This is a genomic window from Arcicella sp. GW822-FHT02H01 (assembly GCF_058802005.1).
The window spans coordinates 2,266,322-2,289,237 of the sequence record NZ_JBXANT010000001.1 but is presented as its reverse complement, the minus strand read 5'-3'; the positions used below and the strand labels follow the sequence as shown (position 1 = coordinate 2,289,237).

The window sequence follows — 22,916 nt, the reverse complement described above, 5'->3', positions numbered from 1 at the left end:
CAATCAATTAATTTAATTGCTTTTGTGGGGCTAAAAATGAACGATCACGGTTATCGTCAATCTTTTTATACTGTTCTGCTGCTTGTTTTAATGGAAATGCTGGCGTGATTGTTTTCGCACCATATTTGTTAGCAGAAATAACCGAATTGTGTGCTATTTGGGTTGGTCCTTCGATAGTCCAATCAGATGTCTTTTTGCGTTCAAAACGGCATGTATTACAGATAAATTCTTTTACTTCACCCCATTCGTTTTTGCGGGCAGTTACTCTGATTACTTCGTCTCCTCTGTACCAAAGGGTTACTTTTCCTGAGCATTTTCCACAATCACAACTTGCATCTACTGGTTTCGAGAACCACACACGGCTTTTGAAACGATAAGTTCTATCTGTCAAAGCTCCCACTGGACAAACATCAATGATGTTTCCAGAGAAATCGTTATCAATTGCTTTTTCAATGTAAGTACTAATCTCGGCATGGTCACCACGATTCATTACACCATGCACACGTCCGTCTGTAATTTGGTCAGCTGTGTACACACAACGATAACACAAAATACAACGATTCATGTTTAGTTTAATATTTGGCCCTAAATCTACAGGGTCAAATGTATTTCTTTCTTCTACCGTACGTGTTTTAGATACACCGTGTTCGAAAGTAAAGTTTTGCAAATCACATTCCCCAGCTTGGTCACAAATTGGGCAATCCAACGGGTGATTTAACAATAAAAACTCTACAATACCTTTTCTTACCTCTAATACTTGCTCGTTGATTGTATTTTCTACAACCATACCTTCTTGAATTTGCGTAATACAAGCAGGCACTAGTTTTGGCATCGGACGTGGGTCTTTTTCAGAACCAGCTGTTACTTTAACCAAACAACCACGGCATTTACCACCCGAAGCCTTCAGTGGTTCGTAATAACACATGGCAGGAGGTGCTATATGGGGCCCAATTTGACGAGCCGCCTGCATAATGGTTGTACCTGGGGCTACGTCAATGGTGATGTTATCTATTGTAACTTTCATATAAAAGCTTAATATTTAATTTTGTCGATTAAAACATGGTTTTTCCTAAGAGCAACCCAATTATTAACGATTTGAATAGTACCTTATCTCAAGATTAAGCAATACTTTCATGCTCGTTTATTTCTTCTAAAATTTGTAATATCTGCGGAGCTATCACAGAAGCATCATAATTTAAGGCTTTCTGATACATCTTTTGCCCAATTTCTTCTCTGAGTAATTTATTCTCAATCAAGGTAATCAATTTACTTTTAGCACTAATGATACTTCCGTAAGGAATGATTACTCTTTCATCTTTATCAACATATTCAGGCGCACCCCCAGCTTTATCAAAACACACAACAGGAATTTTATTCAAACTTGCCTCAATCATCACTAATGGATGAGGGTCTTCTCTTGAAGAAAGAAAGAATATATCGAAACAAGCCATGTAATCAATGTTATCTCTGGTAGGAGCAATTACATGCACGTGATTTTCAATGCCCATTTTTTCCAAATCATACAAAATGTTTTGGTGTTCAATAGAGTTTTTTTGAATACCTATCCACAAAAAATGAACATCTTTCTTTTCACTAAAAACGGCATTGGCTACTGACAAAAATGTATCAACGCCTTTTCTCCATTCAAAATTTCCGCATCCTCCAATCACTAAAGCATCACTAGGAATATTCAGGCGTTTTCTGATGCCTGTTCTGTTCGCATAATGCAACTTATTGAGAATGCCACTTACCGATATAAATGGATTCACAACTGTTACTCTATCTTCAGCAATTTGATGGTTTTTAAACAGATTACTTTTAATCTCTTTTGAGGCGGCTAAAAAATGAGTACAATTTTGTACTTGATATTCCAAATCCTCTGGTAACGTATATTTTTGAATAGAATTTTCAAGTTCATGTACATATACTACAAAGGGACATTTCAAAAACTCCAGACTTCGTAATAAGCCACCGTTGGCAATGGTATTTGAAAAAATCAAATCGAACTTTAGGTCGGCTAGCTCTTTATGTTTTTCCTGATAAAAGTTCAGTTTACGAATTTTGTTTAGTTTAAAAACTTTATCGTAAATGATTCTTGAATAAGGGTTTCTTCGTGATGATTCTTCATTGTATTCCCAAAGAATCACATTAGCTACTTTATTAAATTCAGCTAGTAAAGTACCGCCTTTTGCTAATAAAAGATATATTTCTAACCCTTGATTTTTTAAAGATTTAAGTAAATCAAGTAGTACATATTGTGCACCCGCAACATTGGCGTCGTGACCAATAAATAATATCTTTTTTTGCATATCCTTTAAATTATAAACTCCAACTTGCACCTTCACGCATAAATACTGCTCCTTTTTGTGTGGCTTTTTCAGGGAATTTAATGTGCCATTCAAACTCATCACGGAAGTGACGAATAGCGGCAGCAACTGGCCAAGCGGCAGCTTCACCTAATGGGCAAATCGTATTACCTTCAATTTTTTTAGCTACATCAACTAATAAATCAACATCTTCCTGACGGCCCTTTCCGTGCTCTATTCTATAAAGCACTTTGTCCATCCAGCCTGTTCCTTCACGGCATGGCGAACATTGTCCGCATGATTCATGGTGATAAAAACGACCAAAAGTAAGCGTATTATGAACAATACAAGTAGTTTCGTCCATCACAACAAAACCACCAGACCCTAACATAGTACCTGTAATAAATCCACCATCAGAAAGCGATTCGTAAGTCATCAAACGGTTTTCACCATTGACTGTTTTAAGAATCAACTCTGCTGGAAGAATAGGTACAGAAGACCCACCTGCTACGACAGCTTTTAATTTATGTCCATCTCTGATACCTCCACACCATTCATCTGCATAGATAAAATCTTCAACAGTAATACCCAATGGAATTTCGTATACACCTGGCTTACGAACATGGCCAGAGGCTGATATTAATTTTGTTCCTGTACTTCTACCAATACCAATTTTGGCGTACTCATCGCCACCATTGTTAATAATCCAAGAAGTAGCAGCAATCGATTCTACATTGTTAACAACTGTAGGGCATTGCCACAAACCTTTTACCGCTGGAAAGGGAGGCTTGTTCCGTGGGTTTCCACGTTTACCTTCCAAAGATTCCAACAAAGCAGTTTCTTCTCCACAGATATAAGCACCCCCACCAGGCTGAACAAAAAGGTCGAGGTCATATCCAGAACCCAAAATGTTTTTACCTAATAATCCTTTGTCATACGCTTCTTGAATAGCTTTTTCAAGGATATTGATAACATACATTAATTCTCCTCTTACATAAATATAAGAAGTATTTGCTCCTAAAGCATACGACGATACAATCATTCCCTCAATTAAAGTATGAGGCGACTTCATCATCAAATAGTGGTCTTTGAAAGTACCAGGTTCTGATTCATCCGCATTACAAACTAAATAACGAGGAATACCTTCGGGTTTAGCCAAAAATGACCATTTCATACCCATCGGGAAACCAGCACCACCACGTCCACGAATACCTGATTTCTTTACTTCTTCAGTAACCTCATCAGGAGTCATCGTTTTCAAAGCTTTCTCTACTGCGCTATATCCACCATTTTTACGAAAAACATCAATAGTGTTAATACCTTGTACGTCAATATGTTCAGTTAATATTTTCATTTTCTATTAAATTTGATTAGCGATACTTCGCATCGAATTCAGATAAAGTTTATCAATAAATTACTTTTAAAACTAGTTCAGATGTTTTAGTAGTAAATAGTCGTGATTGTATGAATTAAAATGATGTATATCAAATCGCTCAAAACTCATTGCTCATCACTCAAAGTTCTTACTTCATATCATTACTATTTTGACAACTCATCAATGATTTCATCAACCTTCTCGTTGGTCAAATTCATATAATATTTTTCTCGAATTTGAAACACAGGTCCCCAACCACAGGCTGCTAAGCATTCTACTTCTTTGATGGTAAACTTGCCGTCTGGCGTAGTTTCACCAGTTTCAATTCCTAGTTTTTGCTTTAAGTGGTCATATACTTCAACGCCACCCATCAAACAACAAGGCCCTGTACGACAATACTCTATTACGTGTTCACCTACTGGTTCAAGGTGAAACATTGTATAAAATGAAGCCACTTCATAAACTTCAACAGGCTTTATTTTTAACAAATTAGCCACATAATCCATTACTTCTGAACTACACCATCTCCACTCTGCTTGAGCCAAATGTAAAATTGGAAGTAAAGCTGATTTTTGCTTACCTTCTGGGTAACGTTTAATGATTCTATGAACTAACTCCAACGTATCAGCTGGAAACTGTATGGTTTGTGTATTTGTCATGTTTTATTCTGAATTAAGCAAAAATTACGCGTCTAATTCCCCTGCAATCACATTCATTGACGACATCGTAACGATGGCATCAGAAAGTGTTGAACCTTTAATCATTTCAGGGAATGCTTGATAATAAATATAGCAAGGGCGACGGAATTTCAAACGATATGGTGCACGTCCACCATCTGAGACTAAATAAAAACCAAGTTCACCGTTACCACCTTCTACAGAATGATACACTTCTCCGACAGGAGCATCGATTTCACCCATCACAATTTTGAAATGATAAATCAACGCTTCCATGTTGCTATAAACCTCGTTTTTGTCAGGTAAATAATAATGCGGAGCATTTGCGTGGAAAGGTCCTTCAGGCAAATTATTTAGGGCTTGTTTAATGATTTTTAAACTCTGCCACATTTCTTCACCACGAACCAAGAAACGGTCATAGGTATCTCCTTTGGTTCCTACTGGCACTTCAAAATCAAAATCTTCATACGACGAATATGGATTCATAGCACGAACGTCATAATCAACACCCGCAGCACGTAGATTTGGACCTGTAAATCCATAATTTAAAGCACGTTCAGCAGAAATAGCGCCTACATCTATGGTTCTATCCATAAAGATACGGTTTCGTTTTACTAGGCTTTCAAATTCACGAAGTACAGGGGGAAAATCATCAAGGAGCACTTGAATTTTACGGATAGCTTCTTTAGAAAGGTCTCTTTCCATTCCACCACAACGCCCCATATTGGTCGTTAGGCGAGCACCACACATTTCTTCATAGATTTCGTAAATGTGCTCTCTCCACTGCATTACATACAAGAAACCTGTTAAAGCACCCGTATCAACAGCAAGAATAGAATTACAAATGATGTGGTCAGCAAGACGGGCTAATTCCATCATGATTACACGGATATATTGTGCCCTTTTAGGTACTTCAACACCCAACAGTTTTTCTACCGTCATGTGCCAACCCATATTATTGATTGGCGACGAACAGTAGTTCATACGGTCTGTAAGCGTTGTGATTTGATAAAGAGGACGACGCTCAGCAATTTTCTCGAATGCACGGTGAATATACCCTACTGTCTGTTCTGCATCAATAATAGTTTCTCCGTCCATCGTTAAGATGTTTTGAAAAATACCATGAGTGGCAGGGTGAGTTGGCCCTAAGTTTAGGGTAGTCAACTCATTGACATACTTTTTATCTAGTTGTGCTTTCTCTAAGCCTACGAAAGGGCTTGATACTAATGCGATTTCAGACATATTTTTATAAATTTATCTACCAAATAAGGCATCAATTTTGTCTTGACGAGTGGCGTCTTCTAATGGATATTCTTTACGCATCGGATGATAATCCATTTCTTCATCATTCAGAACACGTTCCATTTTTGGATGTCCCAAAAACATAATTCCAAAGAAATCAAAGGCTTCTCTTTCCATCCAATTGGCACACGCATACAAACCTGTGATGGTTGGTACTACGATGTTTTCTCGTGTAACGTACAATTTAATAATCAATCTTACATTGTTTTCTAAACTATGTAAGTGATAAATAACGCCAAATTCATGGCTTGGAACGTCTGGAAAATGAATACCGCCTAAATCTGTTAAAAATTGGAATTTGAAGGTCGGGTGTTGATATAAGTAATGCATCAACGGCACAATAGTGTCGGTTGTAGTAGTTACGTTTAATAATCCGTAGTTTTCTACAATTCCAAAAATATTATCTTCGCCAAATTGTGCGACTAAATCTTGTGCTATTTGTTCGTTTGTCATTGTTAGCTTATCTGTCAATCGTCGTTACTAAATATGTTTAGTAAAACGGATAACTGTTACTCTATTCCGTAAGATGCTAAAAGTGCTTTGTATTCAGGAGATTCTCTACGACGGCGTTGCTCTGATTTAGCAATTTCCTGAATCTGCATAAAGCCATCCAAAATTTGCTCTGGACGTGGCGGGCAACCTGGAACATAAACATCCACAGGAATAATACGGTCTATACCTTGTAAAACAGAGTAAGTATCAAAAATTCCACCCGAACAGGCACATGCTCCTACTGAAAGAACCCAACGAGGCTCAGCCATTTGAAGATACACTTGTTTGAGGATTGGTCCCATTTTTTTAGAAATAGTCCCCATTACCATTAAGATGTCTGCTTGACGTGCTGAGAATGACATACGCTCTGAACCAAAACGCGAGATGTCATAGTGTGAAGCCATTGTAGCCATGAACTCGATACCGCAACATGAAGTAGCGAAGGGAAGTGGCCAAAGTGAATTTGCACGAGCAAGACCCACGAGATCATCTAATTTGCCAGCGAAGAAACCTTGTCCTTCAATTCCTTCTGGAGCATCAACTGTTTTTATTATTCTATCGCTCATTGTATCTATTTGTGAAGCTAATTATTAGAAACGTCATTGAAGACATTTTATTCAATAATCAGTAACACAATATATTAAATATTCAACATCTGTGATAACACTGTGAATAACGAAAGGCTTGTTTACAGAAAAACCATTCTATTCAACGATACTATTTTTCCCAAGTCAAAACACCCTTCTTGATAACATAGATAAAGCCTACTAATAATAAGCCCATAAATACTAACATTTCAAGAAACATCGTAATGGCTACATCAGAAGATGATTTTACCCATCCCATAAAGTTTACAGCCCAAGGATACATAAAAATAATCTCTACATCAAATAACACAAAAAGAATGGCTACAAGGAAGTATTTAACAGAGATAGGCGTGCGGGCATCACCAACTGATTCGATACCACATTCAAACGCATCATCTTTAAGTACACTGTGACGTTTAGGACCTAGCCAGTGTGTTGCAAGCATTGTTGCAACAATAAATGCTAAAGCAGCCCCTAATTGAACAAGTATTGGAAGGTAATCTGACGGTTGATAGTTCATTGTTGATTTTTTGAGTTTTAGGTTTTGATTTTCAGATGATTACATCTTCGTCTCCAAACCGATACGTTATTTTACTAGTATCTTTTCAAAATTTATCTGCAATTTACTGATAAAATTTTGTTTGCGACATTTTTTTAATGCTAAAATTAGACGGAAATGCCAAAGAGAATACAGAAAGCCATGTTATAATCTGTTATATGGATTCATACTAAATAAGACATTCATGTTTTAACATTTAATCGCTTTTTATGAATGCGTTTCAGAAGCATATCTGCTCGTTAATTTCTGATTTTTTACGCCAAAAAACTTTATTAAAAAAAACAAATACAAGGCTAAGACGATGTTAGTCGTTAGAGTTTTGATTGTGTTTATTAACTTGCTAAAAATATTCATCATGGAACAAGACAACATAAAATTTATGAAGAGAGCCATCGAACTATCTATCAAAGGAAGTTCGGATGGAAAAGGAGGGCCTTTTGGAGCAGTAATTGTAAAGAATGGAGAAATTGTAGGTGAAGGTTATAATCAAGTGACCTCTACAAACGACCCAACGGCTCATGCGGAGGTAATGGCTATTAGAGATGCCTGTAAAAACTTGAATACTTTTCAGTTGGCAGATTGCGAGCTATACACTTCATGCGAGCCTTGCCCGATGTGTTTGGGAGCAATCTATTGGGCGCGTCCTTTAAAAGTATATTATGGCAATACACGTGACGATGCAGCTAAAGCGGGTTTTGACGATGCCTTTATTTATGACGAAATTCCCTTGCCTATTTCAGAACGCCAAATACAAATGATTCCTTTGGGAAGAGAGGAAGCCCAACAAGCTTTTGACTTGTGGCAAAATATGAATAACAAGATTGATTACTGAATCCAATTTAATTTTAATATACTCTTTTAATTACGTTCAATGAAACACACAAAGACACGCTACTCGCTAAGGCTACTAGCACTTTCATTACTCTCTTGTCAGGCTTTTGCTCAGCAACCGACCAAAGTAGAAGATTTTACGGCAGAGAACCTATTTACTAATAATATAGAAGGTCCTAATTTTGATAAAGCGGGAAATTTATATGTAGTTAATTTTAAAGAAGATGGCACGATTGGTAAAGTAAAACCTGACGGTACTTGCGAATTGTTCCTGACTTTACCCAAAGGTAGTACGGCGAATGCCATTCAATTTGATAAAGCAGGTAATATGTTATTAGCCGATTTTTCTGGGCATAACGTATTGAAGGTAAATATGAAGAATAAGGCAGTCTCTACGTATTGCCATAATGATGCTTTTAACCAGCCCAATGATATTTGTATCACCAAAAAAGATGTGATTTTTGCTTCAGACCCTAATTGGAAGAACTCAACTGGAAAAATTTGGCGCATAGATAAAGGAGGGAAAGAAACCCTATTGACAGACCAAATGGGAACTACCAATGGCATTTGTTTGAGTCCAGATGAAAAAACGTTGTATGTCAATGAAAGTGTTCAGAAGAAAGTTTGGGCTTTTGATGTTGACCTTGCAGGAAATATTTCCAATAAAAGACTTTTCACTTCTTTTGAAGATGGAGGTTTGGATGGGATGAAATGTGATGCAAAGGGAAATCTGTATGTTTGTCGCTGGGGACTAGGTAAAATCCTAATATTTACTAAAGCAGGTAAATTGGAGAAAGAGGTACAACTGAAAGGCTTACAAAGTAGTAACATCGTATTCAGCCCAGATAAGAAATATGCTTACGTAACCCTACAGGATAGAAAAGGGATGGAGCGTTTTAATTTGAAGTAAGGGGTGAGCTGTGAGCTTTAAGCCTTGAGCTGTGAGAAATGAGCCTTGAGCTATAAGCTGTCATTGCCTCAACCATAAACTAATGGCTCAAAGCTGATAACTCATAGCTCATAGCTCAACATCTATTCCCCTCCGTTTAAAAACGATTTTAATTCGGTAGCATCTGATGGTTTCATTCTGCCTGCCAAAACCAAACGAAGTTGACGTCTACGTAAAGCTCCATCATAAAGTGATTTTTCCTCTTCCGTTTCTGTTAATGAAATAGGTACATCTATTGGGCGACCACTTTGGTCAACTGCTACAAAAGTAAAAAAGGCTTTATTAGTACTTACTCTTTGTTGAGCAGGAATATCTTCCGCCCACACATCTATTACCACTTCCATAGAAGAACTAAAAGCACGAGTAACTTTGGCTTGCAACGTAACTACACTGCCCAGTGGAATAGATTCCTTAAAAGATACATTATCTACAGAAGCAGTAACTACAATACGGTTTGAATGTTTCTGAGCACAAATAGCACCCACAACATCCATCATACGCATAAGGTTACCACCCATCAAATTTCCTAAAGTATTGGTATCGTTCGGAAATATCATTTCCGTCATAGTAGTAAGAGATTCTGAAACGTATTTAGTCTTTGTCATTTTAGTTGAATGAAGGTTAATATTTTTGGGGCTTTTTTGGCTTTCGGTCGTCGGCTTTCGGACTTCGGATTTCAGCTTTTGGGCTTCGGTTATTGGTTTTCAGGAGTTAACTTTTGGGCTTTTTTATACTTTTGGAATATTTAGCTTTCAACCTAATCAAGAAATAGCATAATGGCCGAAAGCTGAAATCCGATGACTGACAGCTGATGTCTGACAGCCGAAAATCCGAAAGCTGATAGCTATCTACTCTTCCGAATTAGTACCTATTTCGTCTAGATTGATGGTGTTGAAATGTTCATGTGCTTTCAAAACGATTGCCAATGCCACAACGGCTTCACAAACGGCTACTACAATTACAAAAAGAGCAAACATTTGTCCTTGCAAATCAGGGTCGTTTTTACTGAAAGCTACAAGGTTTAGGTTTACAGCATTTAGCATCAATTCTATCCCCATCAACACTACGATAACATTTCGTTTCGTAACCACAACAGCCAAGCCTATGCTGAATAATAAAGCACCAGTGAGTAAATAATATGAAAGAAAACTATTATCCATGTTGAAAATATCTACAGCGTTTATCAATATTTATACTTTAGATTTATTACTTAGATATGCCGCACCAATCAAAGTTGCCATTAATAAAACACCTGAAACCTCAAAAGGTAAAACAAAGTCAGTCATTAATAAAACACCAATATTTTGAGTAGTAGAAAAGGTCTCAGTGGTTTCGAATAAGTAAGATTGTATTTTGATGAAATCAGCCCTTGCAAAAGAATAAAAAAGTAATCCGAATAATCCTATGGCGACAACAAATCCAATGAATCGGTTAGTATTTGTACCTATGATGTCATTCTTGCCATTCTCCTTACTTCCTTTTTGGTTGGTAAGCATTACACCAAAAATTAATAAGACTAAAATTCCTCCTACATATACTAGAAGTTGAGTAATAGCCAGAAAGTCTGCCCCAATCAATACATATAGCGCCGCAATACCAAAGAAAGTAAGCAAAAGGCTGAAGGCAGCATATAATACATTTTTACTCCACAAAACAACACTTGCAGAGACGGCTATTAATAAGATAAATGCTATAAAAATGAAAGGTATCAATTGTCAGTTTTTGGTTTAGGTTTAAACGTTGGTTTAAAAGCAGGTTTTGGTCTTGGCGCAGGAGTGACTTCTTCTGCTTTTACGTCTTCTACTTCTTTTATCTCTTCTGTTTCTTTCTTTACCTCCAGTCTAACATCTTCCAGTCCTTCTTCTTTTTTCTTAAACGTTGGTTTAAAAGCAGGTTTTGGTCTTGGCGCAGGAGCTTCTTCTGCTGCCTTTATTTCCTCCACATCTTCTTTCTTTACTTCTAGTCCAGTGTCTTCCAGTCCTTCTTCTTTTTTCTTAAACGTTGGTTTAAAAACAGGTTTTGGTCTTGGAGTAGGAGTAATTTCTTCTTCTTTTATTTCTTCAACGTCTTCCTTCTTTACCTCTAATCCAGTATTTTCTAATCCTTCTTCTTTTTTCTTAAACGAAGGTTTAAAAACAGGCTTCGGTCTTGAGGCAGGAATAACTTCTTCAACTTTTATCTCCGCTATTACTTCCTCTTTCTTTACCTCCAGTCCCGCGTCTTCCAGTCCTGTGTCTTGCTTCTTAAACGAAGGTTTAAAAACAGGCTTCGGTCTTGGAGCAGGAGCAACTTCTTCTGCTTTTACTTCTTCAACTTCCTCTTTCTTTATGTCTAGTCCAGTGTTTTCTAATCCTTCTTCCTTTTTCTTAAATGAAGGTTTAAAAACAGGCTTCGGTCTTGGGGCAGGGACAATCTCTTCGGCTTTAGTGTCTTCTAGTCTAGTGTCTAGCGTCTTAAGTCCCTCTAGTCCATTATCTTCCAGTCCTTCCTCCTTTTTCTTAAACGCAGGCTTAAAGGCTGGCTTCGGTCTTGGAGCAGGATTAATTTCTTCTATTTTTACATCTTCTACATCCTTCTTTACCTCCAGTCCTGTGTCTTCGAGTCCTGTGTCTTGCTTCTTAAATGCAGGCTTAAAGGCTGGCTTCGGTCTTGTAGCAGGGACAATCTCTTCGGCTTTAGTATCCTCTAGTCTAGTGTCTTCTAGTCTAGCACTTTTCGTTTTCAACCCTTTCATTGCTTCTTTTTCAAGCATGAATTGGTCATAAAGCTCACGTTTCTCTTGGGCTTGTTCAGCAGAAAGATTTCCGAAGGCAAAATTATGTTTAGTAATATCGAATTCAGAAAAATCGTACTCATGTGTCATCGTCAAACATTCAGTCGGACAAACAGTAGTACACAACCCACAGAAACAGCATTTTGCCATGTCTATGTCAAACTTTGCTGCATACAAACGAATAGCAGAACCATCGGAAGCATACCCAGCAATACCCGTTGCCTTGATAGGCTCAATTTCGATACAATCAACAGGACATACCTTCGCACATTTATCACAGACGATACAATCGTCCATTTCATTATGCAGTTGATAGCGACCATTGTCGGGCAATGGAAGCTTCTCATGAGGGTATTGTAATGTAACAATGCCTGTCTCTTGTTTGAAGTAATCAGGATTATTTACAAAAATTGGTTTTCGGCTTTGGCGTGCTTCTTTTAAGTGTCTCCACGATAACGAAAGCCCTTTTAAAGAAGATTTAATACCTTCCTTGATGTTTCCGAAATATGTATTGTTTGCTCCTTTATGCACAGGTAAATCAATTTTTCAGGTTTATGACGCTGAATCTACTTTTATCATTTTCAAATTGAAAGATAATTTCTCAACAAAGGTACGTTGTGAGCATTTACAAATGAAAGAACAATTCATTTTTCTAGCTGTGCTATACAGTATACAGGATAGGGGTAGTTTTTAAATGGAGTAAATATTTTATAAAAAAAGTATTACTCAGCTTTTTTTTATAAAAACTATTCATATATTTACATAAAATATAAATATAGGTAGACTAACTGTTTAAATTAATAAATTCCCATCCATTATGATTTTTACGTATTCCAGCGTTTTGCTTGACCATATCTCAAGCAAATTATAAATATATATTCAGTTAAATAATTGAAATATAGTGTTATTAAAGCTTCTAGCATATTACACAATACCGCCACACAACACACACAATCATTAATTTATACTAGCATAAAATGCATTTTATTAAAAATGTCATTAGCAATTATAATTGAAAAATTGTAATTACTCATGATATGTTTAATAGTGTATGACTATGGATTTTTATAGTATTTTTTATTTTTGTTTATATCCATCCATCCATTTTTAATGATCTACTATCATGAAAACCAAATTTTTCCTTGTTCTTACAGTGTTTTGCTGCTTAATCGGAAGTCAATTATTTGCACAGTCAGATAATCACACGATTAGCATTACGATTCCAGCAGTTACGTTAATTAGAATTGCGCCGGTAGCTTCCAAAAATTTGACGATGGATTTTACAGCACCGACAACAGCGGGTAATGCGATAAATGCTCCAACTAACAACTCTACACTTTATTTGCAGTATTCTTCCATCCTGACGGCCCCTGCAACAACCCGAAAGGTATCTGTGAAAACATCTGCTTTAATAAACGGAGTAAATATCAGTGTTACTGCGGCTGACCCATCAGCAACTAATTTACTGGGCGGAGGTGGAACTGGCTCAACAGTTTCGGCGATTGCAGCAACAGATGCAACCTTAATTACGGGTATTACTAGTTGTGCAACAGGGATAGGTGCTACCGATGGAAGTAATCTAACTTACAACCTTAATACAGGAACGGCTTCAAATTATGGTAATTTAAGATCTGGCACTACTTCTGTAACAATTACGTATACATTGTCAGACTAGGCAAGTCTTTAGCAGTGCTGTGATAAACATCGTCTAATGGTTTTACCAGCAATTTATCACAGCACTGTCTATCAACATTTTATTTATTCCACTGTCATGATGCCTATGGTATTTTATACCATAGTGAAGACCTTATTGTCTTTTAAATATTATAAAGCCATCTACAGATACATGAAAATATCAATACTTTTTTCTTATCAAGTCGTCCTTATTATCTTGCTGATAATCAATTCATCATACGGTAGTATAGTGATATTAAACGGATTGACACATATCCATCAAACCAATCATGGAAGTGCTATTACTGGTAAAATCAAACTCAGGAATGATTCTAATACGCCAGAGAAAGTATTAGTCTATAAAGAAGAATTAATATTAGCATGTGGTGTCGAAGGAGATTTTTCTAATGCCACAACGCATCCTCGCTCATTATCCCCTTATATAATTACCAACCTGAATGAAAAAGAGCTGTTGCCAAATGAAGAGTATGATGTGAATTATACCATTAGTTTGCCCGCTAATCTGTCAAATGGAAGTTATTGGACGGTCTTGATGATAGAAGGAGCAGACCCCGTTGTAACAAATGATAATTCTGGCTTAAAAATAAATTCTAAAGTTCGATATGCAGTTCAAATAATAGCCGACCACGGGAGTTACGAAAACGGAAACTTGAATTTTGAAAATGTAAAGGTGAAGAATCTGGCATCAGAGAAAAAAATGGTTGACGTTTTACTAAAAAATGAAGGCAATTTTTCTACAAAAACCAAAGTAATACTAGAAATCTACAATGAAAAAAAGCAGAAACTGAAAGTGCTTGAAAGCTACTTCAAGCGAATATATCCTCAGAAATGCAATAGTTTTGAAATAGAAGTGAGCGGGCTTGCGAAGGGTAAATATGAAGGAATTTTGATTGCAGATAATGGCACTGACTTATTGGCATCAAATGTAGAAATAGAAATAGAATAGCGTTATACCTTGAAAGTAAAATAAATGATACTTTCTCAAATTAAATATTGTTGCTGGTATTTGAGAAACCATCCTCTCCAAAGAGGACGTGTCTTTATTGTTATATTGATTAACATATTGGTTACTAATGCTACCGCACAGTCAGCAAACGAAGATATTTTAAAAGTTGATGTGCCAGCCGTTGTAGAGCCAGGAAAATACTTTACACTCTTTGCTGATATTAAAAGGAATATAGCTAAAGACACTTTATTCGAACCATCTATCAATGTTCCAGAAAAATGGCGCTTATTATTAGGGAAGAAGACTTTGAATAACGATACGCTTGTAAGGTATATTTATACCATTATGTGCCCAGCAGATGCCAAAGCCTCTGAACACGAAGTGTTGATGATTTTTAAGATGAATAAAACAATACTTAGTAAGCGTATAAAGGTTTTAGTTAAAAGAGTCAGAGATATACAGATAACATCTTTTGATAATCCAGACTATGTAAAAGAGGGAGATTCACTTAAAGTACAGTTCCTTGTTTATAATGGAGGCAATGCTGATGAGAAACTATTTATTAAATCAACACAGGCTAAAATAGAAAAGCTTGGAGATTCTTTATTGCTTAAAAAGAAAGAGTCTATCCAAATCACTGTTAGTCAGAAAGTACCCAAAACTGCCGAGAGTACATGGTATATTACGTCAGACCTAGTGACTTTATTAAAAGATTCATTGAATCCCATCATTAGTCTAGTAAGTACAACAGTATATGGCATCGAAAACAAACCACAAGACCAAAGCTTAAGGTTCCCGATTGAAATTGGAGGAATGTATATAGGTGCTTTTTCTGAGCAGAGTAAACTAAAAGCATTGCAATATGACGTAAGAGGAAGAGGTTTTTTAGATTTTTCTAAAAATCATTTTGTTGAATTTGTTATTCATGGCCCAGACCAATTCAATATACCTATTACGGGCTCGTATGAAATTCTTTCTCTGAAGTATATTTTTAAAAAAAGAGGAGCATTGCAAGTGGGAGATTATCAACTAAAACTTTCTAATCTTGTTGAATTTGGACGCTTTAGCAGGGGATTTAGGTATGATTATGACTTTAAAAAAATTGGATTTAGTGTGTTTTATGCTAAACCTAGGTTTTTTTCAGATATTAATTATGAATATGGTGCAAATGTACGATTCACTCCTTCTACCAAATTTCAACTAGGGGTAGATTTAGTAAAGAAGAGCAATCAAAACTTTTTGAAGCCCAATACGATGTCAAACCTTGTGAGCATAACTAGTAGCTATAGGGCAAGAAATTGGGATATAGAAACAGAGGTTGCCATGAGCGAAACATCGAATAAAAAGAGTTATGCCTTCTACAATAATTTGAATCTGAACTTGGGGAAACTTTATTTATCAAGCAACCTTATTTATGCTAGTAAAGACTTTCAGGGATTTTATAAAAATAGCTGGCTAGCGATAAATAATTTAAATTATCGTTTTTCGAATAAACTAAGCGTAGGGTTTAGCCACAATTTTACCAGAATTAACCCTAGTCTGGATTTACTCGTTTATAACAGTTCACCTTATATTAATAGCTTGATGGTAGTGGGTGATTATCAGATAAATGAGCGAAACCAAGTAAGAGTTAGTTATAATTGGCAAGAAAGAGAGGATAGAATGATGCCTCAGAACTTCCATTATAAAGAAGACTTTGCCAATGTGATGTATAGTTACTTTTCAAAGCGGTTTAACATTAATTATAGCGGAAGATTCGGCTCGGCACAAAATTTATTAGTCCCCAATGATGCCACGACGCTTAGACGCTCTATTGCTAATGCCTTAAATCCGCAGATAAGGATTGGGCGTTCTATCTGGTTTGGGGCAATTCTGGAACATCAACAAACTAGTAAATACTCAGCCAATAATGCCATCACCAATTATTATTTTTATGGCAGTACTTTGAAAATTAATGCTAAACATTGGTTGAATGCATCATTCATGTATCGTAATAATTATACCCCTGATGCATTGGTTGAAACGCAGTCTTTTGTCAATGGAATGATTAATGTAAATATTAAAGAAAAGCATGCTGTTTCGGTAAACTTCGGCAAAACCTTTGTGCCTTATCAACAAAATATCAACTTAGGCACACGAGATATGTTTTACTTTTCTGTCAAGTACTCCTTAAAGTTGAATTTGCCCATTGCTAGAAATAGAAGAGTAGGAGCGATTCACGGACAAGTATCAAGTCTTGATGCTGATATTCGAGTGTCGGATGTGTTGATAAAGCTGGGTAATAAAAAAACAGTAACAGATGCTAAAGGGAATTTTTATTTCAATGGATTGATACCAGCAAAATATTTATTGAAGATAGACAATACTTCTATGGCGGCGGGAATTGTAAGTACGCCCAAACCTCCGATTGAGATAAATGTTAAACAAGATAGCTTACATAAAATCAAGATTAATTTGGTGAAGACGGGAGACGTAGTCGGAAAAATTAATTTCCAAAACATTAATGATGATAGGGATTCACTTCGACAAGTACCTTTAATATTTGTGAAGTTTCAAAAAGACTCAGAATCCTTCATTACGAAAGTCAATGAAAAAGGAGAATTCTGTTATAAAGAAATCTTGCCAGGCGAATGGAAGGTATCTGTATGGTTGCCTAATCAACAAGAACAATATAGTATTGAAAACCCCGAACAAATAATCCAAGTAATGTCTAGTCAGACAAATCGTATGTCTTTTTCTGTAACCAGCAAAGAGCGAAAAATACGTTTTTCAGATAAAACGTTTCAGTTGCATGTAAAAGCAAATAAATAAGGGGAGTTGAATAATGTTTATTAACATGTGTAATGAAAATATTAACGTTTTTAATTTTTCTATTATCCTTTCAGCATTTGCAGGGGCAGAGTACAGCCTCTGTGAGTGTTAATCTTACGCTTAATTCAGTTTCCTTGCTTAGTATTAAGCCCAATAATGGTGCTATCAGCTTTCAGTTCCCCGTACCCAGTACATCAGGAGGAAGCCTTACTAGCACATTGACGAATAATACTAAATGGATAAATTTTACTTCAAGTGTAGCCACGGGTACTACTAGAAAAATAACGGCTCAAGTATCCAGTGGGAGCATACCGAGTGGACTTACCTTGAGACTACAGGCGGGAACAGCCGCCAATAGCTTTGGAAGCTATGGCACTTCAACAGGATTAGTAACATTGTCGGGCAGTACCACCACAATAATTAATAATATTGGCGGAGCTTATACTAGTGTAGGAGAATCCAATGGTTATAATCTTCAATTTAGTTTATCAATCACCAATTATGCTTTACTTCGCCAAGGCACAACATCTTTTTCTGTAATTTATACCTTATCAGATAATTGAAATGCTTAATTATATGGACTAAAGTGCAATATTTTAAACTTAGCATTCATCATTCACTACTCATACTTATGAGATACACCATCATATTCTTGTTGATGTGCCAATCAGTTTTTGGACAAAGCATTAGCGTGCAGGCTGGAGGGACCATTTGGTCTGAGTCGCTAGCCGCCTCTACTATTACCCAAGCTGGTGCAGACTATACCGCTAATGTGACAAGTGCTTCAAACCAGTCTCTTATCAATGTTAATGGCTCTTTGCTAGGGTATCAAGTAGTCGTTAAGCGTCAGGATGTAGTATGGGATTCAAGGCTATTATTATATGTTCGTAAAACTGGGGATGGTTCAGCGGGTTTATTAGCCACGATAAGTCCTTCGGGTGTGAGTAGCTACCAACAAATAACTACTTCAAATGTTAATTTTTTCTCAGGCTCATTGGCTCTTTTAGGCAATCGTGTAGGGGTACCTATTCAATATGAAATTTCAGGAGTTTCAGTACTAATTCCTGTTAAAACATACTCAACAACAATCATTTACACCGTAGCAGGTCTTTAAAATGGATAGAGAATCATCATTTTAATCTTGATAAATAAGAGTCAGCATAAGTTTCTGAAAGGATAAGATAAAAAAGCTTAGATTTTATCAAGAAAGAAGGTAAAACTTTTGCTGTTTTTTTTGCATATCACAAAACAACTCCGTAATTTTGCGTTCCCAATTTTTAACTGGATGCCCGTTCAGAAAGAAAATAAGGCAAAATCATTGAAAATCAGAGACGTTCCAACTTTGATTTACCGAAAATACTTTCACAGCAATTAATAAGAGTCCACCGTGAATATATTTTTTGTAACACCTTTTGGCAAAGGTGCTTTCTTTGAGAAAACATTTAGGACTTTTAAAATCTTAATAAAGTGGATACTTTAAGTTATAAAACCATCTCAGCCAACAAGGCTACCACAGAAAAGGGATGGGTTATTGTAGATGCAGAAAATCAGATTGTAGGTCGTTTGACTTCTGAAATTGCAAAAATTTTACGTGGAAAGCACAAGCCTTCTTTCACTCCGCATGTTGATTGTGGTGATAACGTTATCGTTATTAATGCTGATAAAATTCGTTTTACTGGCAAGAAAATGACTGATAAAGTTTACATCCGTCACACAGGGTATCCAGGTGGACAGCGTTTTGCAACGCCAAGAGAAGTGTTAGCGAAAAACCCAAGAGGAGTTGTAGAAGCTGCCGTTAAAGGTATGTTGCCTAAAAACCGTTTGGGAAGCCGTTTGTTCACTAACTTGTATGTATATGCAGGTACAGAACATCCACACGCAGCTCAACAACCAACTGAAATTAAATTCTAATAATCGTTATTTGTTATTCGTTATCCGTTATTCGTCTTTACGAATTAACCATTAACAGATAACTGATAACTTCTCTATAAAAAAATGGCAGAAGTAACTAATACATTAGGAAGAAGAAAAACAGCTGTTGCCCGTCTTTATATGACTCCAGGTAACGGTACTATTCTTGTGAATGGTCGTGCTTTGAATGAGTACTTTCCATCTGAAATTTTACAAATTATCGTTAATCAACCATTTGCATTGACTAAGACTGAAGGTTCTTATGATATCAAAGCAAATCTTGATGGCGGTGGAATCAAAGGACAAGCAGAAGCGCTTCGTTTAGCTATTTCTCGTGCTTTACAAGAAATTGATCCTGAGCGTCGTCCAGCTTTGAAAAAAGAAGGATTCTTAACGCGTGACCCTCGTATGGTAGAACGTAAGAAACCAGGTCGTAAGAAAGCTCGTCGTAAATTCCAGTTCTCGAAACGTTAATATTCGTTGTAATTTGGAAATCTGGCAATTTGAAAATTGGGAAACAATATTTCTTGATTTTCAAATTGCTAAGTTTTTAAATTATTCCTTCACTAATACTTACAGTGACCGATGTGTTAGTGATATATTTTTCATATTTTTTCATTTAAAAAATTGGTTATTCAGTACTTAAAAATGAAGAAAATTAAATGATTAGAAGGTTGAAATGCAAAGCATCTTCAAATTTTCAAATCCCCAAATTTTCAAATCACAAAGGCTGATGACTGTCAGAAAATGGCACAATTAGAATACAAAAACCTTTTGGATGCTGGTGTTCACTTTGGACACATGACACGTAAGTGGGATCCAAGAATGGCTCCATACATCTTTATGGAGAAGAATGGTATCCACATTCTTGATTTGAACAAAACTTTAGCTTGTTTAGACGAAGCTTGTACTGCTATCAAAGCGGTAGTTCGTTCAGGTCGTAAAGTAATGTTTGTTGCTACAAAGAAACAAGCGCAAGAAATTGTTTCTGAAGAAGCTCGTCGTTTGAAAATGCCTTACGTAACTGACCGTTGGTTAGGTGGTATGCTTACAAACTTCGCTACTGTACGTAAATCAATCAAAAAAATGTCGACTATCGACAGATTATTGAAAGACGAAGTAACAGTAAAAGCTTTAGCAAAACGTGAGCGTTTGATGATGTCTCGTGATAAAGAGAAAATGGAAAGAGTATTAGGCGGTATCACTGACCTTACTCGTTTACCAGCAGCTCTTTTCGTAGTTGACGTTAAGCGTGAACACATTGCAGTAGCAGAAGCAAAAAGATTAGGTATTCCAGTTTTCGCAATGTGCGATACTAACTCGAACCCTGATTTAGTTGACTATCCAGTACCAGCTAATGATGATGCTTACAAATCAATCGCTTTGATTACTTTAGCAATTGGTAAAGCTATCGAAGAAGGCTTAATGGAGCGTAAACAAGATAAAGATGATGCTCGTTTAGCAGAGGAGGAAGAAGCGAAACGTTTAGCTGACGAAGAGGCAGCTAAAGAAGCAGCGAAAGTTGCGGCTAAATACGAGAAAGAAGATTAATAATAATTTGAAGATATGATAATCTGAGAAAGCCATAGGAACTATCTTTTTGTCATAACTTTATCATTATAATTTATCAAAATTGAAGCAGCCCATGGAATTCTATGGGCTGTTCCTTTAAAAATTAACATTGAATTAGCGAATGCGGATTGCGATTTTAACGTAATAAAAGCCAGTTCAATTTAGCAATCCGTAAATCCAAAATCTAAAATCAATAAAACGATGGCTATTTCAGCAGCAGACGTTAATAAGTTAAGACAAATGACCGGTGCGGGCATGATGGATTGTAAGAAAGCCCTTACTGAAGCAGGTGGTGATTTTGAAGCCGCTATTGATATTCTTCGCAAAGCTGGCCAAAAAGTGGCAGCTAAACGTGCAGACAACGCTACTAACGAAGGTGTAGTATTAGTTGCAATCAGCGCAGACGGAACAAATGGTAAATTAGTTGCTTTAGCTTGCGAAACTGAACCAGTTTCTAAAGTAGCAGATTTCAATGAATTAGCTGCGGCTTTATTGGCAGCAGCAGTTGCTACAGATGCAGCAGATAAAGATGCTTTATTAGCTTCTACTTTAGCTGACGGACGTAACGCTCAAGAAGCAATGGTTGAATTGACTGGTAAAATTGGTGAGAAAATCAATGTAGCTGGTTATGAAAACATCACTGCTGATAAAGTGGTTTCTTATGTACACTCTAACAACAAAATTGGTGTTTTAGTAGCATTTACAAACGTAACAGGAACTGATGTTGCTGAAGTTGGTAAAGATATCGCTATGCAAATCACTGCAATGAAGCCAGTTGCTTTGGATAAAGACGGAGTTGATGCAGCTACTATCGAACGTGAAATCGAAATCGGTAAAGACCAAGCTCGTCAAGAAGGAAAACCAGAAGCAATGTTAGAAAAAATTGCAACAGGTAAATTGGAGAAATTCTACAAAGAAAACACTTTGTTGAACCAACAATTTGTAAAAGATAACTCTATCAATATCAAACAATTGTTAGAGCAAACTCAAAAAGGATTAACTATCAGTACTTTCAAACGTATTGCTTTAGCATAATTTACTTTCGAGTAATAATATTAAAAAAAGGCTTTCAGTAATGGAAGCCTTTTTTGTTGCTATAATTTTAATATAATTATGTTTTTTCATAATAAGATTATATTTAAGTAGAATAATAAGTATTTTTACCTGCTATGCAACGCTTATGAAAATAGGGCTGTCTATGTAGTTGTTAAGATCAAATTAATTTAAACTTAAATACCATTACACAATGAAAAAATTAATGTTTCTAATGACAGCTTTTATTGGTGTCATGTTAGCGAGTTGTTCAAAGCAAGATGATTTATCGGCTTCGGATGATAATTATTCAGCTTTAGAAGTATCTGCTGCCCGTACGGCAGCTGTGACTGATACGGTAACTAAACAAAAATGTAAAGGAAATATCACTAGTATTGACCCAGCGGCTTTGCCAGCTACTATTACTACTTATATTTCTACTAATTATGCGGGAGCAAGTATTAAGTTTGCAGGTAAGGATGCACAAGGACAGTATGTAGTAGGTATTTCTTTAAATAATGTTGAAACAGGGCTATTGTTTGATGCCAATGGTGTATTTGTAAAAGCGTTACAACATTATGCTAGAAAAGCGAAATTAACGGAAGTAGATATTACTACTTTGCCAACTACGCTAACAAGTTATGTTACTACTACTTACGCAGGTTATACTATAAAACGTGCTGGTAAAGATGCAGATGGTAACATTTATGTAGCAATTAGTGATGGAACAAACCGTAAAGTACTTTTATTTGATGCGACTGGTGCGTTCAAACAAGCGTTGGAAACGCCACTACATAAAATTGTGAAACTTAAAAAACACTAGGATTTTAGTAAGATACAATTTCTATAAGAAGAATAAATAATTCGACAGAAGAGGCTTTCAGCAATGGAAGCCTCTTCTGTTTTTTATGGTCATTCAACAACCAAATCATGATTTTATACTTAAAGAGTACATCTAAAATTATTATTTTAAAATTATTAAGGATGAATAAAAGTATTAAAAGCGTAATAATTTATTCGAAATAATGTACCGTTAAATAAATTTAGATACCGCTCAATAATTTTCAGGTTGTTCTCAATTCATTAATGTACAATTTT

Annotated in this window: 24 protein-coding genes; 12 read left to right on the top strand and 12 right to left on the bottom strand. The window is 36.1% G+C overall.

The window, feature by feature from the left end; genetic code table 11:
* Nucleotides 1-7: 7 nt before the first annotated feature.
* From AC1RNE_RS09765 to AC1RNE_RS09730, 8 genes are all read right to left on the bottom strand, one after another.
* On the bottom strand, nucleotides 8-1,024 hold the full coding sequence (locus tag AC1RNE_RS09765) for an NADH-quinone oxidoreductase subunit G (protein WP_492800801.1): 1,017 nt from the start codon (nucleotides 1,022-1,024) through the stop codon (nucleotides 8-10).
* A gap of 94 nt (nucleotides 1,025-1,118) precedes the next feature.
* On the bottom strand, nucleotides 1,119-2,309 hold the full coding sequence (locus tag AC1RNE_RS09760; RefSeq protein ID WP_492800800.1) for a glycosyltransferase family 4 protein: 1,191 nt from the start codon (nucleotides 2,307-2,309) through the stop codon (nucleotides 1,119-1,121).
* A 10-nt stretch (nucleotides 2,310-2,319) separates the two neighbouring features.
* Nucleotides 2,320-3,660: an NADH-quinone oxidoreductase subunit NuoF gene (nuoF, locus tag AC1RNE_RS09755; protein WP_492800799.1), complete on the bottom strand. Its 1,341-nt coding sequence runs from the start codon at nucleotides 3,658-3,660 to the stop codon at nucleotides 2,320-2,322.
* Nucleotides 3,661-3,845: 185 nt separating this feature from the next.
* Nucleotides 3,846-4,340: an NADH-quinone oxidoreductase subunit NuoE family protein gene (locus AC1RNE_RS09750; protein WP_323249531.1), complete on the bottom strand. Its 495-nt coding sequence runs from the start codon at nucleotides 4,338-4,340 to the stop codon at nucleotides 3,846-3,848.
* Nucleotides 4,341-4,364: 24 nt separating this feature from the next.
* Complete coding sequence (gene nuoD / locus AC1RNE_RS09745; RefSeq protein WP_492800798.1) at nucleotides 4,365-5,600, bottom strand: NADH dehydrogenase (quinone) subunit D; 1,236 nt, start codon at nucleotides 5,598-5,600, stop codon at nucleotides 4,365-4,367.
* 12 nt (nucleotides 5,601-5,612) lie between these two features.
* Nucleotides 5,613-6,113 carry an NADH-quinone oxidoreductase subunit C gene (locus AC1RNE_RS09740; RefSeq protein WP_492800797.1) on the bottom strand — a complete coding sequence of 167 codons (501 nt, stop codon included), beginning with the start codon at nucleotides 6,111-6,113 and terminating at the stop codon, nucleotides 5,613-5,615.
* Nucleotides 6,114-6,169: 56 nt separating this feature from the next.
* Nucleotides 6,170-6,718, bottom strand: coding sequence for an NADH-quinone oxidoreductase subunit B (locus tag AC1RNE_RS09735; RefSeq protein WP_492800796.1), 549 nt, complete (start codon nucleotides 6,716-6,718; stop codon nucleotides 6,170-6,172).
* A gap of 151 nt (nucleotides 6,719-6,869) precedes the next feature.
* A complete protein-coding gene (locus AC1RNE_RS09730) occupies nucleotides 6,870-7,259 on the bottom strand; it encodes an NADH-quinone oxidoreductase subunit A (protein WP_309915291.1) in 390 nt (129 codons plus the stop codon).
* A gap of 394 nt (nucleotides 7,260-7,653) precedes the next feature.
* On the opposite strand from AC1RNE_RS09730, the gene AC1RNE_RS09725 reads away from it, so the two are divergent.
* Together AC1RNE_RS09725 and AC1RNE_RS09720 are read left to right on the top strand one after the other, a co-directional pair.
* Nucleotides 7,654-8,130, top strand: coding sequence for a nucleoside deaminase (locus AC1RNE_RS09725; protein ID WP_492800795.1), 477 nt, complete (start codon nucleotides 7,654-7,656; stop codon nucleotides 8,128-8,130).
* Nucleotides 8,131-8,169: 39 nt separating this feature from the next.
* Nucleotides 8,170-9,039 (top strand): SMP-30/gluconolactonase/LRE family protein, encoded by an 870-nt coding sequence (locus tag AC1RNE_RS09720; RefSeq protein ID WP_492800794.1) that lies wholly within the window; start codon nucleotides 8,170-8,172, stop codon nucleotides 9,037-9,039.
* A 122-nt stretch (nucleotides 9,040-9,161) separates the two neighbouring features.
* On the opposite strand, the gene AC1RNE_RS09715 is transcribed toward AC1RNE_RS09720, so the two are convergent.
* From AC1RNE_RS09715 to AC1RNE_RS09700, 4 genes are all read right to left on the bottom strand, one after another.
* Nucleotides 9,162-9,683, bottom strand: a complete 522-nt coding sequence (locus AC1RNE_RS09715; RefSeq protein ID WP_492800793.1) for an acyl-CoA thioesterase — start codon at nucleotides 9,681-9,683, stop codon at nucleotides 9,162-9,164.
* A 243-nt stretch (nucleotides 9,684-9,926) separates the two neighbouring features.
* The gene (gene nuoK / locus AC1RNE_RS09710) at nucleotides 9,927-10,238 is read right to left on the bottom strand and encodes an NADH-quinone oxidoreductase subunit NuoK (protein ID WP_492800791.1); all 312 of its coding nucleotides are present in this window, start codon (nucleotides 10,236-10,238) and stop codon (nucleotides 9,927-9,929) included.
* A 30-nt stretch (nucleotides 10,239-10,268) separates the two neighbouring features.
* Entirely contained in the window at nucleotides 10,269-10,790 is a 522-nt protein-coding gene (locus AC1RNE_RS09705) for an NADH-quinone oxidoreductase subunit J family protein (protein WP_492800790.1), read from the bottom strand.
* Nucleotides 10,787-12,382, bottom strand: a complete 1,596-nt coding sequence (locus AC1RNE_RS09700; protein WP_492800789.1) for a 4Fe-4S binding protein — start codon at nucleotides 12,380-12,382, stop codon at nucleotides 10,787-10,789. The genes AC1RNE_RS09705 and AC1RNE_RS09700 overlap by 4 nt, the downstream gene beginning before the upstream one ends.
* Before the next feature lie 592 nt (nucleotides 12,383-12,974).
* Here AC1RNE_RS09700 and AC1RNE_RS09695 point away from each other — a divergent pair.
* The 10 genes from AC1RNE_RS09695 (at nucleotide 12,975) to AC1RNE_RS09650 (ending at nucleotide 22,641) form a co-directional block, all read left to right on the top strand.
* The gene (locus AC1RNE_RS09695; protein WP_492800788.1) at nucleotides 12,975-13,526 is read left to right on the top strand and encodes a hypothetical protein; all 552 of its coding nucleotides are present in this window, start codon (nucleotides 12,975-12,977) and stop codon (nucleotides 13,524-13,526) included.
* 264 nt (nucleotides 13,527-13,790) lie between these two features.
* Nucleotides 13,791-14,492 carry a hypothetical protein gene (locus tag AC1RNE_RS09690; RefSeq protein ID WP_492800787.1) on the top strand — a complete coding sequence of 234 codons (702 nt, stop codon included), beginning with the start codon at nucleotides 13,791-13,793 and terminating at the stop codon, nucleotides 14,490-14,492.
* 24 nt (nucleotides 14,493-14,516) lie between these two features.
* Nucleotides 14,517-17,303, top strand: coding sequence for a hypothetical protein (locus AC1RNE_RS09685; RefSeq protein ID WP_492800786.1), 2,787 nt, complete (start codon nucleotides 14,517-14,519; stop codon nucleotides 17,301-17,303).
* Between the two features lie 32 nt (nucleotides 17,304-17,335).
* Nucleotides 17,336-17,866, top strand: coding sequence for a hypothetical protein (locus AC1RNE_RS09680; RefSeq protein WP_492800785.1), 531 nt, complete (start codon nucleotides 17,336-17,338; stop codon nucleotides 17,864-17,866).
* 68 nt (nucleotides 17,867-17,934) lie between these two features.
* Nucleotides 17,935-18,417 carry a hypothetical protein gene (locus AC1RNE_RS09675; RefSeq protein ID WP_492800784.1) on the top strand — a complete coding sequence of 161 codons (483 nt, stop codon included), beginning with the start codon at nucleotides 17,935-17,937 and terminating at the stop codon, nucleotides 18,415-18,417.
* A gap of 353 nt (nucleotides 18,418-18,770) precedes the next feature.
* Nucleotides 18,771-19,214 (top strand): 50S ribosomal protein L13, encoded by a 444-nt coding sequence (gene rplM, locus AC1RNE_RS09670; RefSeq protein ID WP_184129674.1) that lies wholly within the window; start codon nucleotides 18,771-18,773, stop codon nucleotides 19,212-19,214.
* An 84-nt stretch (nucleotides 19,215-19,298) separates the two neighbouring features.
* The gene (gene rpsI / locus AC1RNE_RS09665; RefSeq protein ID WP_184129677.1) at nucleotides 19,299-19,688 is read left to right on the top strand and encodes a 30S ribosomal protein S9; all 390 of its coding nucleotides are present in this window, start codon (nucleotides 19,299-19,301) and stop codon (nucleotides 19,686-19,688) included.
* A gap of 273 nt (nucleotides 19,689-19,961) precedes the next feature.
* Nucleotides 19,962-20,765, top strand: coding sequence for a 30S ribosomal protein S2 (gene rpsB, locus AC1RNE_RS09660; RefSeq protein ID WP_309915322.1), 804 nt, complete (start codon nucleotides 19,962-19,964; stop codon nucleotides 20,763-20,765).
* 222 nt (nucleotides 20,766-20,987) lie between these two features.
* On the top strand, nucleotides 20,988-21,821 hold the full coding sequence (gene tsf, locus AC1RNE_RS09655) for a translation elongation factor Ts (RefSeq protein WP_492800783.1): 834 nt from the start codon (nucleotides 20,988-20,990) through the stop codon (nucleotides 21,819-21,821).
* A gap of 211 nt (nucleotides 21,822-22,032) precedes the next feature.
* Nucleotides 22,033-22,641: a PepSY-like domain-containing protein gene (locus tag AC1RNE_RS09650; protein ID WP_492800782.1), complete on the top strand. Its 609-nt coding sequence runs from the start codon at nucleotides 22,033-22,035 to the stop codon at nucleotides 22,639-22,641.
* Nucleotides 22,642-22,916 lie beyond the last annotated feature (275 nt).